The sequence below is a fragment of the Saccharothrix sp. CB00851 genome (assembly GCF_001905065.1).
In the GTDB taxonomy this organism is placed as follows: domain Bacteria; phylum Actinomycetota; class Actinomycetes; order Mycobacteriales; family Pseudonocardiaceae; genus Actinosynnema.
The window spans coordinates 24,315-40,797 of sequence record NZ_LWLC01000031.1 but is presented as its reverse complement, the minus strand read 5'-3'; the positions used below and the strand labels follow the sequence as shown (position 1 = coordinate 40,797).

At 73.0% G+C, this 16,483-nt stretch carries 13 protein-coding genes; 5 read left to right on the top strand and 8 right to left on the bottom strand.

Going from position 1 to position 16,483, the window contains the following annotated elements:
• Window positions 1-28 precede the first annotated feature (28 nt).
• The 3 genes from A6A25_RS27610 to A6A25_RS27600 are packed head-to-tail and all read right to left on the bottom strand — an operon-like array spanning window position 29 to window position 3,821.
• Complete coding sequence (locus tag A6A25_RS27610; RefSeq protein WP_083668739.1) at window positions 29-1,729, bottom strand: hypothetical protein; 1,701 nt, start codon at window positions 1,727-1,729, stop codon at window positions 29-31.
• The gene (locus tag A6A25_RS27605) at window positions 1,726-2,481 is read right to left on the bottom strand and encodes a decaprenylphospho-beta-D-erythro-pentofuranosid-2-ulose 2-reductase (RefSeq protein WP_073895053.1); all 756 of its coding nucleotides are present in this window, start codon (window positions 2,479-2,481) and stop codon (window positions 1,726-1,728) included. Before A6A25_RS27605 ends, A6A25_RS27610 begins: the two co-directional genes overlap by 4 nt.
• Entirely contained in the window at window positions 2,478-3,821 is a 1,344-nt protein-coding gene (locus A6A25_RS27600; protein WP_073895051.1) for an FAD-binding oxidoreductase, read from the bottom strand. The genes A6A25_RS27605 and A6A25_RS27600 overlap by 4 nt, the downstream gene beginning before the upstream one ends.
• Window positions 3,822-3,870: 49 nt before the next feature.
• Between A6A25_RS27600 and A6A25_RS27595 the strand changes: the two genes are divergently transcribed.
• The 5 genes from A6A25_RS27595 to A6A25_RS27575 all read left to right on the top strand — a co-directional run bounded on the left by A6A25_RS27595 (window position 3,871) and on the right by A6A25_RS27575 (window position 9,277).
• On the top strand, window positions 3,871-4,302 hold the full coding sequence (locus tag A6A25_RS27595; RefSeq protein WP_073895049.1) for a GtrA family protein: 432 nt from the start codon (window positions 3,871-3,873) through the stop codon (window positions 4,300-4,302).
• 65 nt (window positions 4,303-4,367) lie between these two features.
• The gene (gene aspS / locus A6A25_RS27590) at window positions 4,368-6,143 is read left to right on the top strand and encodes an aspartate--tRNA ligase (RefSeq protein WP_073895047.1); all 1,776 of its coding nucleotides are present in this window, start codon (window positions 4,368-4,370) and stop codon (window positions 6,141-6,143) included.
• A gap of 4 nt (window positions 6,144-6,147) precedes the next feature.
• A complete protein-coding gene (locus tag A6A25_RS27585) occupies window positions 6,148-7,089 on the top strand; it encodes a DUF389 domain-containing protein (protein ID WP_073895045.1) in 942 nt (313 codons plus the stop codon).
• A gap of 112 nt (window positions 7,090-7,201) precedes the next feature.
• Window positions 7,202-8,401, top strand: a complete 1,200-nt coding sequence (locus A6A25_RS27580) for a hypothetical protein (RefSeq protein WP_073895043.1) — start codon at window positions 7,202-7,204, stop codon at window positions 8,399-8,401.
• Window positions 8,402-8,452: 51 nt separating this feature from the next.
• Window positions 8,453-9,277, top strand: coding sequence for an SGNH/GDSL hydrolase family protein (locus A6A25_RS27575; protein WP_241828950.1), 825 nt, complete (start codon window positions 8,453-8,455; stop codon window positions 9,275-9,277).
• 4 nt (window positions 9,278-9,281) lie between these two features.
• On the opposite strand, the gene A6A25_RS27570 is transcribed toward A6A25_RS27575, so the two are convergent.
• The 5 genes from A6A25_RS27570 to A6A25_RS27550 all read right to left on the bottom strand — a co-directional run bounded on the left by A6A25_RS27570 (window position 9,282) and on the right by A6A25_RS27550 (window position 16,378).
• On the bottom strand, window positions 9,282-11,078 hold the full coding sequence (locus tag A6A25_RS27570; RefSeq protein ID WP_073895039.1) for a glycosyltransferase family 39 protein: 1,797 nt from the start codon (window positions 11,076-11,078) through the stop codon (window positions 9,282-9,284).
• A 29-nt stretch (window positions 11,079-11,107) separates the two neighbouring features.
• A complete protein-coding gene (locus A6A25_RS27565) occupies window positions 11,108-12,316 on the bottom strand; it encodes a bifunctional glycosyltransferase family 2/GtrA family protein (protein ID WP_241828949.1) in 1,209 nt (402 codons plus the stop codon).
• Window positions 12,317-12,354: 38 nt separating this feature from the next.
• Window positions 12,355-14,142, bottom strand: coding sequence for a glycosyltransferase family 39 protein (locus tag A6A25_RS27560; RefSeq protein WP_073895035.1), 1,788 nt, complete (start codon window positions 14,140-14,142; stop codon window positions 12,355-12,357).
• Between the two features lie 69 nt (window positions 14,143-14,211).
• On the bottom strand, window positions 14,212-15,660 hold the full coding sequence (locus A6A25_RS27555) for a sensor histidine kinase (RefSeq protein ID WP_073895033.1): 1,449 nt from the start codon (window positions 15,658-15,660) through the stop codon (window positions 14,212-14,214).
• Window positions 15,638-16,378, bottom strand: coding sequence for a response regulator transcription factor (locus tag A6A25_RS27550; protein WP_073895031.1), 741 nt, complete (start codon window positions 16,376-16,378; stop codon window positions 15,638-15,640). Before A6A25_RS27550 ends, A6A25_RS27555 begins: the two co-directional genes overlap by 23 nt.
• Between the last annotated feature and the right edge of the window lie 105 nt (window positions 16,379-16,483).

Sequence of the window (16,483 nt, the reverse complement as noted above, 5' to 3'; positions counted from 1 at the left end):
TCGGCGGTTCGGGGGTGTCGGGAGGCCGTCACGGCAGTTGGCCGGGGCGCAGCGTCGGGCCGCACCGGCCGAGCGGGCGCTTGACCTGCTCGCTGTGCGCACGCGTCACGCGCTCGCGCTGGTAGTCGCGCACCGCGGTCAACCGGGCCGCGTCCGGCACGGCGTCCCGGCGCACCCAGTCCTCGGCCACCGGCCCAGCCGAGATCACGTGGTAGTCCGCCGCCATGCGCGGGTCCTCGGCGATGCCCGTGGCCTGCGACCACGCCCCGTGCGAGTGGATGAACGTGGGTTTCACCCGCTCGAACACGTAGTCGCGGACCCCCGTCATGTCGCGGGCGCCCCACAGGTCGGCGAGCCGGGGTTCGGCCAGCCCCGCCAGGTCGACCACGGTGAGCCTGGAGGTCAACGCGGTGCCGCCGACGTCCGGCAGGAGCAGGGTGGCGCGCTCGACGCCGAGGATGTCCGCCGGGCCGTTGAACCCGCGCCCGAACGTCTCGGCGATCAGGCACATCGGCACGGTGGGCTGGCCGCGGAACTGCCGTGCCGCCGTCGCGAACTGCGCGGCGGAGGGCACGATCGCGACGACCAGGGCCACCGACAACACCGCGCGTCGCCGTGCCCCGCACCGACCCAGTGCCCGCGCGACGGCGAAGACGGCGGTCAGCGCGCCGAGCACCCACACGGGCGTGGCGAACCGCAGCTGTTCCATCCAGTCCGGCGCCAGCACCGCGAACCCGAGCAGCGCCAACCCCAGCGGCACGAGCAGCGCGACCAGCCCCGAGGCCAGGCGCGAGCCCCGGGCCAGCACCAGCCCCACGCACACCGCCACCACCAGCACGGCCAACGCCCCCGTGTAGTGCACCACCTCGCCGACCCGCGCGAACTGCGCCGGTTCGGGCGGTCCCTGGCTCTTCGCCACGGCCGGCAGCGCCAACCACCGGCCGAACTCCACCCGCCGCCACAGCACGTACGCGCCGAACGGCACGAGGAACACCGCCGTGGACAACGCGGTCGACCGCACGGCCGCCGCGAGCCCGGCCCGGCGCAGTGCCAGCAGCACCAGCAGCGGGTACGCCCCGGCGTAGACCAGCCCGTCCGGCCGGGTCAGCGCGGCCAGCGCGACCAGCAGCCCGGCGGTGACCGCGACGCGCCCGGACAGCAGCCGGTCGTCCAGCACCGCGACGAACAGCGTCACCGCCAACCAGCAGATCACCAGCGCGTACAGCGGGTTCTCCAACCCGGAGAACACCCAGACCACGAACGACGGGATCGCCGCCAGCACCGCACCGAACGCCACCGTCACCAGACCAGGACGGCGGAACACCCGCCGCGCGGCCGTGTGGCACGCCGACAGCACGCCCGCGCAGCACAGCACCGCGACCGCTTTGGGGAACACCACGTAGTCCGGCACGCCGAACAACGTGCCCCGGTCGAACAGGCCGACGAGCTTGCCGAGCACCAGCAACGCCAGCCACGCCGGGTTCGAGTACCCCTCGGTGGGGATCTGGCCCGGTTGCAGCACCGAACCCCCGCCGTCCGCGACGTTGCGCGCGTACGCGAAGGTGATGGCGGCGTCGTCCACCACCCAGTTGCCGTACAGCGCGCCGTGAACGGCGATAAGCGCCGTGCCGCCCGCCACGGCGGCGACCGTCGCGGGCCACGACCGGCGCGCGCGTCGGGACGGGGGCGCCGGGTCGGTGACGCGCTCGGGCGCGGTCGTCGCGCTCATACCGGCAACCGCCGGAACACCGCGCGCGGCAGGTGCCGCAGCGCCGACATCACCAGGCGCAGCGGCGCGGGCGCCCACACCAGCTCACGCCGGTCGCGCACCGCGTTCACGACCACCGCGGCGACCTCGTCCGCGGTGCTCGACAACGGCGCCGGGGGCAGCCCGTCGGTCATCCGGGTGCGCACGAACCCCGGCCGCACCACCGTGACGGTGACGCCGTGCGGGCGCAGCGCCTCGCCGAGCCCCTGGTAGAACGCGTCCATCCCGGCCTTGGTCGACCCGTAGACGAAGTTCGACCGGCGCACCCGCTCGCCCGCCACCGACGACAGCGCGACGATCACGCCGTGGCCTTGCTCGCGCAGCCGTTCGGCGAGCCCGACGCCCACCGACACCGCGCCGGTGTAGTTGACCTCGGCCAGCTCGACCGCCGCCTCGTGGTCCTGCCAGGCGCGCTCGGCGTCGCCCAGCACCCCGAACGCCACCAGCGCCACGTCGATCCCGCCGTCGGCGAAGGCCTTGTCCAGCACGGCCGGGTGGCCGCCGACGTCACGCGCGTCGAAGTCCACCGCCGTCACCGGCACGCCCCGCGCCGTCAGCTCCGCCACCGCCGCGTCACGGCGGCGCGAGGGCCGGGCGGCGAGGACCACCCGTGGCTTGCGGGCGCCGGTGTAGCGCCGCACCACCGCCAGCGCGATCTCGGACGTGCCGCCCAGCACGAGCACGCTCTGCGGATTGCCCACCGCGTCGATCACAGCTCCAACCTCCTGGACATGTCGGACGCGAAAACGCCGTCCGGGTCGACCGAGGCGCGCACCGCGCGCCACTGCGCGAATCGGGGGTAGCCGCGGCGGACGGCCTCGGCCGTGGTCCGCGACTCCTTGGCCAGGTAGTGCCGCCCGCCCGCGCCGAGCACCAGCTCGTCCAGCTCGTCGCACAGCTCGCCGAGACCCGGCCGCACCGGCAGGTCGACGCACAACGTCCAGCCCGGCATCGGGAACGACAGCGGCGCGCGGTTGCCCGGCCCGAACCGCTTGAGCACGTTCAGCGCCGACACGTGGCCGGACGAGGCGATCCGCTCCACCACCCGCCGGAGCACGTCGACCGCGGCGAACGGCACGACGAACTGGTACTGCAGGAACCCGCGCGGGCCGTAGCCGCGGTTCCACTCGCCGATCACGTCGAGCGGGTGCAGGAACTGCGTGATGTTCTGCACCTGACCGGACCTCGTCGGCGACTTGCGGTACCAGAGCTCGCTGAACGCCCGGGCGGTCGCCCGGTTGAGCAGCCCGGACGGCAGCACGTCCGGCACGGTGAGCAGCCGGGGCGCGTCGAACGCCAGCGGGTCGCGCCGCAGCTTCGCGGGCAGGTCGTCGAGCCGGGCGTGGTTCGCCCTGGTCAGCACGCCGCGGCCGAGGCGCGGCCCGGTGGCCGTCGCGTCGAACCAGGACACCGACTCGGCGTACCGGTCGTCGTCGGCGGACTGCCGGGCCAGCAGGTCGTCCAGGTTGTCCACCCGCTCGGTGTCCACCACGAAGTACGAGGTCTGCACCGGGACGACGCGCAGCGTCGCGCGCAGCACCACGCCGGTCAGCCCCATGCCGCCGACGGTCGCCCAGAACAACGCCGAGCCCGCGCCGTCCGGGGTGAGCTCGCGGATCGAGCCGTCCGCGGTGAGCAGGTCCAGCGACCGCACGTGGTCGCCGAAGCTGCCCACGACGTGGTGCCCCTTGCCGTGCACGTCCGCGGCGATCGCGCCGCCCACGGTGACCTGCCGCGTCCCCGGCAGCACCGGCGGCCACAGCCCGAACGGCAGCAGCGCCCGCATCAGGGCGTCCAGCGACACCCCCGCCTCGACGTCGACCAGGTGCTCGTCCACGTCGACCCGGCGAATGCGGTCGAATCGGGTCATGTCCAGCACGACACCGCCCGCGTTCTGCGCCGGATCGCCGTAGCTGCGGCCGAGGCCCCGGGCGATCACGCCCCGATCGCGGGACTTCTTCACGGTATTCGCGACGGTCTCGAAATCGCGCGGCGAAACGAGCTGCGCGACCGTCGGCGCGGTGCGTCCCCACCCGGAGAGACTGACTAGCATCGGCACACACTGACGGGCACGGTCATTTCCATTCGCGAGGTGTCAAACGGTGGTGCACAACGGCGGCGTGACCCGCCAGATGGCGCGGTTCGTGCTGGTGGGAGCCCTCTGCGCGCTTCTCGACTACGGTAGTTACAGTGCCTTGCTCGCATTCGGGGTGTGGGTGCACGCCGCCAAGGCGGCCAGTTTCACGCTCGGCACCACGGCGGCGTTCTTCCTCAATCGACGGTTCACGTTCGGCGTCTCGGCGGGTGGGGTGCGGCAGGTCGCGGGGTTCGCCCTGCTGTACCTCAGCACATTCGCCGCCAACGTATTGGTCAACGCGCTCGCATTGCACCTGTTGCCACCCTTTCGAGTGGAATTCGCGGTGGCCTGGCTGGTGGCCCAGGGCGTCGCCACGGCGGTCAACTTCGCCGGCCTGCGCGCGGTCGTCTTCCACGAGGGGAAACCTGGTGGCGTCGGGCACCGGGTCGTTGGTTAGCCTTGACGACCAGTCGTCGGTCGACCCGACCCCAGAAGAAGCGAACACCGAGGAGAGCAGTTCCCGTGATGCGCACGCACGAGGCCGGGAAGCTCCGCGCCGAGCTCGCCGGGCAGTCCGTCACCCTGACCGGGTGGGTGGCCCGCAGGCGCGATCACGGTGGCGTGATCTTCATCGACTTCCGGGACGCCTCCGGCGTGGCGCAGGTCGTCTTCCGCGAGGGTGAGATGGCCGAGCGTGCGCACAAGCTGCGCTCCGAGTTCGTCATCAAGGTCGTCGGCGAGGTGACCCGCCGCCCCGAGGGCAGCGAGAACCCCGACCTGCTCACCGGTGACATCGAGGTCTACGCCTCCGAGCTGGAGGTGCTCAACGAGGCCGCGCCGCTGCCGTTCCAGCTGGACGAGCACCTGGAGGTCGGCGAGGAGGCCCGCCTGCGGCACCGCTACCTCGACCTGCGCCGCAGCGGCCCGGCCAAGGCCATGCGGCTGCGCAGCGAGGCCAACCGGATCGCCCGCGAGGTGCTGCACGCGGAGGACTTCGTCGAGGTCGAGACCCCGACCCTGACCCGCTCCACCCCCGAGGGCGCCCGCGACTTCCTGGTGCCCGCGCGGCTGCGCCCCGGCTCCTGGTACGCGCTGCCGCAGTCGCCGCAGCTGTTCAAGCAGTTGCTGATGGTCGGCGGCCTGGAGCGGTACTACCAGATCGCCCGCTGCTACCGCGACGAGGACTTCCGCGCCGACCGGCAGCCCGAGTTCACCCAGCTCGACATCGAGATGAGCTTCGTCGAGCAGGACGACGTGATCGCGCTCGGCGAGAAGATCATCTCGGCGCTGTGGAAGGACCTGGCGGACCACGAGATCCCCCGGCCGTTCCGCCGCATCTCCTACGCCGAGGCGATGGCCAAGTACGGCACCGACAAGCCGGACCTGCGCTTCGACCTCGAGCTGACCGAGCTGACCGAGTACTTCGAGGACACCCCGTTCCGGGTGTTCCAGGCGGCGTACGTGGGCGCGGTCGTCATGCCCGGCGGCGCGTCGCAGCCCCGTCGCACGCTCGACGCCTGGCAGGAGTGGGCCAAGCAGCGCGGGGCCAAGGGCCTGGCGTACGTGCTGGTGCAGGAGGACGGCACGCTCGGCGGCCCGGTCGCCAAGAACCTCTCCGACGCCGAGCGCGACGGGCTGGCCAAGGCCGTGGGCGCGAACCCCGGCGACTGCGTGTTCTTCGGCGCGGGCGACCCGGACGGCGCACGTGCCCTGCTCGGCGCGGCCCGCGTGGAGATCGCCCACCGGGTCGGCCTGATCGACCCCAACGCCTGGTCGTTCGTGTGGGTCGTGGACTTCCCGATGTTCGAGGCGGTCGACAAGATCGGCGACGACGTGGCGGTCGGCAGCGGCAAGTGGACCGCGCTGCACCACGCGTTCACCTCGCCCACCCCGGAGTGGATCGACCGGTTCGAGGAAGACCCGGGCAACGCCCTGGCCTACGCCTACGACATCGTCTGCAACGGCAACGAGATCGGCGGCGGGTCGATCCGTATCCACCGCGCCGACGTGCAGCAGCGCGCGTTCCAGGTCATGGGCATCACGCCCGAGGAGGCGCGGGAGAAGTTCGGCTTCCTGCTCGACGCGTTCTCCTACGGCGCGCCGCCGCACGGCGGCATCGCGTTCGGCTGGGACCGGATCGCCATGCTGCTCGGCGGGTACGACTCGATCCGCGAGGTCATCGCGTTCCCCAAGAGCGGCGGCGGCTACGACCCGCTGACCGCCGCGCCCGCGCCGATCACCCCGCAGCAGCGCAAGGAGGCGGGCGTCGACTTCAAGCCGGCGCCCGAGACCAAGTAGCACCGTGCTGCACCTGCGGGCCATCTGCCCGGCTGAGCGCACCGACGTGGTGCTGGCCGCGCTGAAGGCCCAACCCGGCGTCACGCACGTCGTGCTGCTGCGCGGCGCGGCCGTCGACCCGGTGGGCGACGTGGTGGAGGCGGACGTCGCGCGGGAGGCCACCGACCAGGTGGTGGCCTCCCTGTGCGACCTCGGCGTCGACCGCGACGGCGGCGTCACGCTGGAGCAGGTCGACACCGCGCTGTCCGACGCGGCCGACCGCGCCGAGGAGGCCGCACCGGGTGAGGCGGCCGACGCCGTGGTGTGGGAGGAGCTGCTGTCCCGCACCGGCGAGGAGTCGCGGCTCAACGCCACGTTCCTGTCGTTCCTGACCATCGCGTGCCTGCTCGCGGCGGTCGGCGTGGTGACCAACTCGCCGATCACCATCGTCGGCGCGATGGTCGTCGGGCCGGAGTTCGGCCCGCTCGCGGCGATCGCGGTCGGGCTGGTGCTGCGGCGCTGGGACCTGGTGCGGCGGGCCGCCCTGGCGTTGGCGGCCGGGTTCCCGGTGGCCATGGCGATCACGGCGGTGGCGGCGTTCGCGGGCTCGTACACCGACCTGTTCGACCGGGACATGGTGCTGGCCGCGCACGAGGTCGACTTCGTGTTCCAGGTGGGGCCGTTCTCCTTGATCGTGGCGCTGCTCGCGGGCGCGGCCGGGATGCTGTCGATGACGTCGGCCAAGTCCGCGGCGCTCGTCGGGGTGTTCATTTCGGTCACCACGGTGCCCGCCGCCGGCTACGCCGCGGTCGCCGCCGTTCTCGCCGAGTGGGACATATGCCTCCAGTCGGTTGCACAGCTCGCGGTGAATCTCGTGGGCATCGTGATGGCCGCGTCGCTGGTCCTGGCGTTGCGCAACCGGCGGAGCAAGGTCCGTGACCTGGGCCGACCTCTCGCCAACGGTTGACCGGCGGCGGATTTCCGCAAAAGGTGGAGCCGGGCGTTGCGTGAGCACTACCGTCACGGTGCCCGGACGGGTTCTGTCAGGACGGTGGGCACCGGGAGTAGGGTCGGAGGGGATGAGCGTGGAGATCACCGCCGGCCCGCAGGACATCGACGACGCTGCCCCCTCCGAGCTCGACGACGCGGTGGCAGCGGCCGAATCGGTGTTGAGCGGCAGGTTCGGCGCACCGGTCCGACTGGCCGACCCCGAAGACCTCGGGGGTGCCGGCCGGTCCGTGGTCGCGCGCGTCCGGGTGGCGCACACGCCGTTCTCCCTGCCCCGCACGCTGGTGGTCAAGCGCTACCCGTCGCCGGTGGCCGACCGCGACCCGTTCGCGCACGAGGTGGTGAGCCACAAGCTGCTCACCGCGCTGCCGTCCGAGGAACGCCTCACCCCCGAGCTGGTCGCGCAGGACAACGCCAAGCGGCTGGTCGTGCTGGAGGACCTGGGCAAGGCGCCGCGGCTGGCGGAGAAGCTGCTGGGCTCCGACGCGCGGGCCGCCGAACGGGGGCTGCTGTCGTGGGCGCACGCCATGGGCAGGCTGCACGCGACGACCGCCGGGCGTGACGCGGACTTCGACGCGTTGATGCGCCGGCAGGGCTCGCAGTGCTGCGCCGACCCGATCGTGGTGGACGTGCACACGGCGTTGGCCGGGCTGCCCGAGCTGCTGCTTGAATCGTTGGAAGTCGACACGCCCGACTCCGTGCGCACGTTCGCCGAGCAGGCGGTGCGCGGGTTCGTCACGTCCCGCCGGCGTGCGTTCAGCCCGTCCACGTCGTGCCCGGACAACCACCTCGTGACCAGCAAGGGCGTGCGGTTCCTCGACTTCGAGGGCGGGTGCGTGCGCGACATCGTGTTCGACGCGGCGTGCCTGCGGGTGCCGTTCCCGTCGTGCTGGTGCGCTTACGGGCTGCCCGCCGGGATGTCGGAGGCGATGGTGGCGGCGTGGCGGGCCGAGGTGTCGTCGGTGTGGCCGGACCTGGACGACGACGCGGTGTTCCTGCCCCGGCTGCTGGAGGCGCAGCTGCTGTGGGTGTGGCTCGGCACGTGGCGCGGCCTGCCGGGGCTGGACTCGGCGCTGCCGTCCGGCCACCGGCCGCTGGACTCGCCGCCACGGGTGGTCGTGCTGACCTCGCGGTGGGTGCGGCTGCGGGCCGACGCGATGGCGGCGGGCGTGAAGCACGTCGCCGAGCACGCCGACGACGTGATCGCGGCGCTGGTGGCCAGGTACGGTGCGCGGGCCGCGGAACTGCCGCTGTACCCGGCATTCCGTTAGCGTTGGGCTGTTCGTTCTCGGCACGTCACGTCGCTGCGCGATCGTTCCGGTGTGGCCAAGACGGTGCGCAGCCTGGTGGTCCTGGGTGACTCGACGACGGTGGGCGTGGGCGATCCCGTGCCCGGTGGGTGGCGTGGCGTCGGCCCGCTGCTCGCGGCGGCGCTGCCGCACGCGCGGTACCTGAACTTCTCGGTCACCGGTGCCAGGGTGACGTCGGTGCGGCACGAGCAGTTGTCGGAGGCGCTGGCCGCGCGGCCGGACGCGGCGGTGCTGCTGGTCGGCATGAACGACACGCTGCGGTCCGATTTCGACGGGCGCCGACTGCACAGGGACCTGGACGCGATCGTGGGCGCGTTGGTGTCGGCCGGCGCCGCCGTCGTCACGGTGCGGTTCCACGACCACAGCCGGGTGTTCCGGCTGCCGGGCGCGTTGCGGCGGGCGTTGCGGGGGCGGATCGCGGAGCTGAACGGGATCATCGACGCGGTGGTGCGGCGGCACGGGATCGAGTGCGTCGACCTCGACCTGATGGAAGGCGCGTACGCACCGGCCACCTGGGCGGTGGACCGGCTGCACCCGTCGGAGTCGGGGCACCGGCGGCTGGCGGCGGCGTTCGCGGAGCGGTTGGCGCGGGCGGGCTGTGACGTGCCCGGCCGGGTGTCGCTGGTGTGCACGGGTGGGCTGAAGGTGACGCCGCTGCACCACGTGGGGTGGCTGGTGGTGAAGGGGATCCCGTGGCTCTGGCGGCGTGGCCGCGACCTGGTCCCGTACGCGGCCGCGATCGTGTACCGCTCGTGGGCGGGCCTGCCGGAACCACCCCGGTACGTCGTGAAAGCCGAAGAGGCGGTGGCCACGTCGACCACCGCCTCCACCGGGTGACGCCTCAGCCGAGCCGGTAGACGGTGTTCTCGCCGATGGTCATGGCCTCGTAGTTGGCCTCGACCCACTCGGCGATCTCGCTGCCGCCGCCGCGCATGCCACCGCCCATGCCGCCGGTGACGAAGTACCCGATCCGGCCGTCCGCGACGTACTGCCGGAACTCCTCCAGCGTGGGCGCGGGGTCACCGCCGCTCCAGCCGCCGATGCCGATCACCGCCTTGCCCGAGTCGAGCGCCAGGTTCGCCGCGCTCTGCGCGCTCACCGTCGCCGCGGCCCACGTCCCGGTGGTGGCCTTGAGCAGGTCGGTCAGCTCGTCGGACGTCGCGCCCATCGGGCCGCCCATGCCGCCGTCGCCCGCGTAGGACGGGGGACCGGACATCGGGATGGACCCGGCGTGCGGGGTGGCGGCGGTGGCCACGCCGAAGGCCGCGGTGGACAGCGCCGACGTGACCAGCGCGAGCGCGGCCACCCGCCGCACGCCCATCACGATCGCCGTGGCCACCAGCACGGTCAGCGCGGCCACGACCCATCGCAGCGCGGGCACCCACTCGCCGAACCGCTGGAGCAGCGCGAAACCCCAGAACCCGGCGCCGGCCACCATCATCGCCAACGCGACGCGCACCGGCAGGTGCCCGCGTCCGCGCCACAGCTCACGGCCGGCGATGGCGACGAGCGCGGCGACGCCCGGTGCCACGGCGACGGTGTAGTAGGGGTGGGTGATGCCGCTCATGAAGCTGAACACGATCCCGTTGCCCAGCACCCACAGGCCCCACAGGACCAGGGCGGACCGGGTGCGGTCGGTGCGCGGCAGTCGGCGCGTGAACCACAGTCCCGCCACCATCCCGATGAGGGCGGCCGGTAGCAGCCAGGAGATCTCGCCGCCCATGCTGGCCCCGAACAGCCGGCCGATGCCGGTCTCGCCACCGAAACCGAGGTTGGCGTTGCCGCCGCCCGCGACGACGCCGCGGCCACCGCCGAAGATCCGGCCGAGGCCGTTGTAGCCCATGGCCAGCTCCCACAGCGAGTCGTTCGACGACCCGCCGATGTACGGCCGTGACTGTTTCGGCCACAGCTCGACCAGCGCGATGAACCACCCGGCGGACACGAGAAGGGCCAGGCCCGCGCCGAGCAGGTGCAGCAACCGCTTGACCGGCGTCACGGGCGCGGCCAGCAGGTAGGCGGCGGTGAACGCGGGCAGCACCAGCAGCGCCTGCCCCATCTTGGCCAGGAACGCGAACCCGACCGCCACGCCCGCCAGCGCCAGCCACCACCCGGAACCCTTCTCCAGCGCCCGCACGGTGCAGTAGGCGCCCGCGACCATCAGCAGCACCAGCAACGCGTCGGGCAGGTTGAACCGGAACATCAGCACGGCCACCGGCGTCACCGCGAGCGCCGCGCCCGCCATCAACCCGGCCACCGCACCGGACGTGCGCTTCACCGTGGCGTACAGCAACCACACGGCCAGCACGCCCTCGATGGCCTGCGGCGCCAGCACGGTCCAGCTGGAGAACCCGAAGACCCGCGCGAACAGCCCGCTCACCCACAGCGCGGCGGGCGGCTTGTCGACCGTGATCACACCACCGGCGTCGAGGCCGCCGAACAGCCACGCGGTCCAGCTCCGCGCACCGGCCTGGGTGGCGGCGGCGTAGTAGGCGTTGCCCCAGCCGGACGCGGTGACGTCCCACAGGTACAGCACCGCCGCGCCGACGAGCAGCACGACCAGCGCGGGCGTGGTCCAGTTCCGGCCCGACGGCGGCGCGGCCGTGCCTGGTGCGGGTACCGTCAGGGTTGCGGTGGTCATGGAAGGGGTCCCTAGGGTCGAGGGTGTGGTCATGGGGTGGCCTCCGCGGTGCGCTTGGGCCGGAAGACCCAGTTGCGCAGCAACAGGAAGCGCAGCACGGTGGCGAGGAGGTTGGCGCCGACGACCGCGACCAGCTCGGCCGGGCCGCCCGGTGCGGCGAACACGTGCAGCAGGGCCAGCGAGCCGCTGGTCAGCGCGAGGCCGAGGCCGAACACGAGCAGGCCCTCGAACTGGTGGCGGCCCGCGCCGCGCCGACCTCGCACGCCGAAGGTGAACCGGCGGTTGGCGGCGGTGTTGGCGATGGCGGTGACCAGCAGCGCCACCAGGTTCGCGCCCTGGGCGCCGAGCCCGCCGCGCAGCGACACGAACAGCAGCAGGTAGGCCAGCGTGCTGAGCACGCCGACCGCGGCGAACCGGACCAGCTGCCTGAACAACCCGGCGGGCACGCCCGGTGTCCGCGGCTCCAGCGGTTCCCGGCCCAGCTGGGCGCGGAGCTCGCCCATGGGGATCCGCCCGGTCACCAGGCCGCGGGCCACCCGGGCGACGCCCTTGAGGTCGGCCACGGCGGTCGACACGAGGTCCACCCGGCTGTCCGGGTCGTCGACCCAGTCCACCGGCACCTCGTGGATGCGCGCGCCCGCGCGTTCGGCGAGCACCAGCAGTTCGGTGTCGAAGAACCACCCGGTGTCCTCGACGTGCGGCAGCAGCCGCCGGGCGACGTCGGCCCGGATCGCCTTGAACCCGCACTGCGCGTCGGTGAACCGGGTCGCGAGCGTGCCGCGCAGGATCAGGTTGTAGCAGCGGGAGACGAACTCCCGCTTCGGCCCGCGCACCACCCGCGCGCCGCGCGCCAGCCGGCTGCCGATCGCCAGGTCGGAGTGCCCGGAGATCAGTGACGCGACCAGCGGTGCGAGGGCGGCCAGGTCGGTGGACAGGTCCACGTCCATGTACGCCAGCACGGCGGCGTCCGACGCGGTCCACACCGTTTTCAGCGCCCGGCCGCGGCCCTTCTCCGCCAGGTGCACCGCGGCCACCCCGGGCAGCTCGCGGGCCAGCTCGTCGGCGACGGCCCGCGTGCCGTCCGTGCTCGCGTTGTTCGCGATGGTGATCCGGAACGTGTAGGGGAACGTCTGCGTGAGGTCGGCGTGCAGCTTGCGCACGCAGGGCGCGAGGTCGCGCTCCTCGTTGTGCACGGGCACCACCACGTCGAGCACGGTGGTCGTCGTGAGCGTGGTCATGAGCTCACCTTCGAGCGCTCGGCTGGGCGGCTCGTGTGTCATCGCTGTGCACCCGCTGTGAGGTCGTAGACGTCCACGCCGTCCACGGTCGTGGGGGTGAACGTGTCCGCCACCCACTCGGCGATCCGCTGGGACGCGTCACTGCCGGTCTCCGCGGGCATCAGGGCACCGCCGAGGAAGTAGTGGATCCGTCCACTTCGGACCAGCTCCTGGAACTGCTCCAGCGTGGGCGCGGGATCGGTCCCGTTGAACCCGCCGACGGCCAGCACCGGCGCGCCGCTGTCGAGCTGGTACCCGGCGGCGTTGTTCGAGCCGACGGCCGCCGCCGCCCAGGTGAACCCCTCGCTGTCGCGCAGCAGTTCCACCAGGCCGGGACCCGGCGTCGGCGCGTCGAGCAGGCCGCCCATCCCGCCACCGCGCCCGAATTTCGTGGCGCCACCGGGTCCCATGAGGACCAGCCCGCCGGGTCGGTTCGTCAACGCCGGTCCGGCGCTGGGGATCGCGCCCGAGTGCGGTGTCGCGGCGGTGGCCACCGAGTAGGCGCCCGGTCCGAGCAGCGCGGCGACCACGGCGACCGGCACGACGACGGCCGAGGGCACGGTCGAGGCGAGGAACAACCCCACCGCGGCGATCAGGCCGAGGACCAGCACGACCGCTGCCAGCGCGGTCGACCAGTCCAGCAGCAGCAGGTAGCACTGGAGCGCGGTCACGGCCAGGGCGCCGGACAGCGCCGCCGCCGCGACGGGTTCGTGCCGCCTGCGCCACAACGCGACCGCGCCGATACCGATCAGCGCGCCGATCGCCGGTGCCAGCGCCACCGTGTAGTAGGCGTGGATGATGCCGTTCATGTAGCTGAAGACCGCGGCGGTGACGACCAGCCAGCCGCCCCACAGGGCGAGCCCGACCCGTTCGGCGGCCCGACCCGCCCACCACCCGGCGGCGAGCAGGACCAGCGCGGTCGGCAGCAGCCAGGCGATCTGACCGCCCATCTCGTCGCCGAGCAGCCTGGCCCACCCTCCCGAGCCCCACCCGCCACCGCCGACGCTGCCGGTCTCCTCACCGGTCAACCGGCCGAGCCCGTTGTAGCCCAACGCCAACTCCAGGACGCTGTTGGACTGCGAACCCCCGATGTAGGGCCGTGACGCGGCGGGCACCAGCTCCACCACCAGCACCCACCAGCCACCGGCCACGACCACCGCGGCCAGCGCCGCGCCGAGGTGCCACACCTTGCGCGGCACCGGGGCGGGCGCGAACGCCAGGTACACCAACCCGAACGCGGGCAGCACCAGGAACGCCTGGAGCATCTTGGCCAGGAACGCGAAACCGACCGCGACACCGGCCAACACCAGCCACCGCACCGACGCCTTCTCCGTGGCGCGGACCGTGCAGTACGCGCCCGCCACCAACAGCAGCAGCATCAGCGCGTCCGGGTTGTTGAACCGGAACATCAGCACCGCCACCGGCGTCAACGCCAGCACCGCGCCCGCGACCAACCCGGCGGCTGCACCGGCCGTGCGCTTCACCGTGGCGTACAACAGCCACACGCTCGCCACGCCCATCAACGCCTGCGGCACCAGGATGCTCCAGGCGTTGACGCCGAACAGCCGGGCCGACAACCCCATGACCCAGGTCGCCGCGGGTGTCTTGTCGACGGTGATCCCGCCCGCCGGGTCGGTCGCGCCGAAGAACCACGCGTGCCAGCTCTCGGCACCGGCCTGCGCGGCGGCGGAGTAGTAGGCGTTGGCCCAACCGGAGTCGCCCAACCGCCACAGGTACAGCACCGCCGTCCCGGCCAACAGCAGCAACAGGGGGAGTCTCACTCGCATGGACCCGAGCGTGTCGGCGGACCCTGGGCGGTCCTTGTGCCTTGCCTGTGAGCCCGCTGTGCGCGTGATCTAGCGGGGCAGGTGCACGGTGAACGTGGTCCGGCCCGGCCTGCTCGCCAGCCGCACGGACCCGTGGTGCGAGGCCACGACGGCGGCCACGATCGACAGGCCCAGGCCCGTGCTCCCGGCGGCGCGGGACCGGGACACCTCGCCCCGGCTGAACCGCTCGAACACCTCGGCCTGCTGACCGGCCGGGATGCCGGGGCCGTCGTCGCTCACCGACACCCGCACCCCTCCCTCCACAGTGGACAGCGAGGTGGTGACGGTGGTGCCCGGCGGCGTGTGCGTGCGCGCGTTGGACAGCAGGTTGGCCAGCACCTGGTGCAGCTTGTCCGCGTCACCGGTCACCTGCACCGCGTCGGGAGGCAGCTCCAACCGCCACTCGTGGTCGGGCCCGGCGATCCGCGCGTCGCTGACCGTGTCGACCACCAGCCGCGACACGTCGACCGGGGCACGGGCCAGCGGGCGCCCGGCGTCCAGGCGGGCCAGCAGCAGCAGGTCCTCGACCAGCGACGTCATCCGCACCGCCTCGGACTCGACCCGCCGCATGGCGTGCCCGATCCGCGGTGGCACCTCGTCGGACGTGCGGCGGGTCAGCTCGGCGTAGCCGCGGATGGCGGCCAGGGGAGTGCGCAGCTCGTGGCTGGCGTCGGCGACGAACTGCCGGACCCTGGTCTCGCTGGCGTGCCGTGCCTCCAACGCGCTGCCGACGTGCCCGAGCATCCGGTTCAGCGCGAGGCCCACCTGGCCGACCTCGGTGTCGGGGTCGGCGTACTCGTCGGGCACGCGTTCGGCCAGCGCCACCTCGCCCTCGTGCAGCGGCAGCTCGGCCACCCGGCTCGCGGTCGCGGCCACCCGTTCCAGCGGGAGCAGCGTGCGGCGCACGATCAGCGCGCCCGCCAGGCTCACCGCGATCAACCCGGCCAGCGCCACCCCACCGACGATCCACCCCATCCGCCACACCGTGCTGTCCACCTCGTCCAGCGGCAGGCCGGTCACCAGCTTGTCCCCGAACCGCGTGGTGGTCGCGATCATCCGGTGGTCGCCCAGCTCCTCACCCAGCCAGACGGTGCGCGGCTTGCCGTCCGCGGGCACGTCCTCGGCCCGCGCCATCACGTCGGTCGACAGCGCGGTCGGGTCGCCGGTGTCCGACTTGAGCCGCCCGGCGTTGGTGCCGCCGTCGTACCTCTTGATCAGCAGCAGCGTGCCGGGCCGGAACCCCGGGCCGTCCAGCGGGCCGGGCAGGGCGTCGGACATCGGCGGCGGCGCCTCCCGCCTCGCCCTGGCCGCCGACTCGACGAGCTGGCCGTCCACCTGGCGGATCAGGGAGTCCCGCAGCGCGAACCCCGTCGCCACCCCGGTGATCGCGCACACCACCGCCAGCATGACGACCTGCGCGACGACCAGCCGCGTGCGCAGCGGCAGGCGCCGGCGGTCAGGGCGCGGGTTTGAGGACATAGCCCGCGCCCCGCATCGTGTGGATCATGGGCGCCCGGCCCGCGTCGATCTTCTTGCGCAGGTAGGAGATGTACAGCTCGACGATGTTGGCCTGCCCGCCGAAGTCGTAGCTCCACACCCGGTCCAGGATCTGCGCCTTCGACAGCACCCGCCTGGGGTTGCGCATCAGGAACCGCAGCAGCTCGAACTCGGTCGCGGTGAGGTCGACGGACGTGCCGCCGCGGCGCACCTCGCGCGTCTCCTCGTCCAGCACCAGGTCGCCGACCACCAGTTCGGTGCCCGCGCCCGCCTCGGTGACGCCGGTGCGGCGCAGCAGGGCGCGCAGCCGCAGCACGACCTCCTCCAGGCTGAACGGCTTGGTCACGTAGTCGTCGCCACCCGCGGTGAGCCCGGCGATCCGGTCCTCCACCGCGTCCTTCGCGGTGAGGAACAGCACCGGCAGGCCGGGCAGGTCCGCGCGCAGCCTGCGCAGCACCTCCAGCCCGTCGAAGTCGGGCAGCATCACGTCCAGCACCACCACGTCGGGCCGGAACTCGCGCGCGGTGCGCACGGCGGACGTGCCGTCCAGCGCGGTGCGGACCTCCCAGCGCTCCATCCGCAACGCCATGGACATCAGCTCGGCCAACGTGGACTCGTCGTCCACCACAAGGACCCGCACCGGACTGCCGTCCGGGCGGCGGAGCTCAGGGGGGTTCCCCGAAGCGGACACCGGTCGCATGCTCCCATCCTGGCCGCGGCCCATGAGCCGGACCTGTGCCGATCCTGTGTACCACCTGTGAAGCCGCACGACCTGCCGTGAACGCACGCACAGCCGCCGCGACCG

Coding starts and splice junctions, on each gene's coding strand:
- A6A25_RS27610 (WP_083668739.1), bottom strand. CDS start 1,729: ATGAGCGCGACGACCGCGCCCGAGCGCGTCACCGACCCGGCGCCCCCG.
- A6A25_RS27600 (WP_073895051.1), bottom strand. CDS start 3,821: ATGCTAGTCAGTCTCTCCGGGTGGGGACGCACCGCGCCGACGGTCGCG.
- A6A25_RS27580 (WP_073895043.1), top strand. CDS start 7,202: ATGAGCGTGGAGATCACCGCCGGCCCGCAGGACATCGACGACGCTGCC.
- A6A25_RS27570 (WP_073895039.1), bottom strand. CDS start 11,078: ATGACCACCGCAACCCTGACGGTACCCGCACCAGGCACGGCCGCGCCG.
- A6A25_RS27565 (WP_241828949.1), bottom strand. CDS start 12,316: ATGACCACGCTCACGACGACCACCGTGCTCGACGTGGTGGTGCCCGTG.
- A6A25_RS27560 (WP_073895035.1), bottom strand. CDS start 14,142: ATGCGAGTGAGACTCCCCCTGTTGCTGCTGTTGGCCGGGACGGCGGTG.
- A6A25_RS27555 (WP_073895033.1), bottom strand. CDS start 15,660: ATGTCCTCAAACCCGCGCCCTGACCGCCGGCGCCTGCCGCTGCGCACG.
- A6A25_RS27550 (WP_073895031.1), bottom strand. CDS start 16,378: ATGCGACCGGTGTCCGCTTCGGGGAACCCCCCTGAGCTCCGCCGCCCG.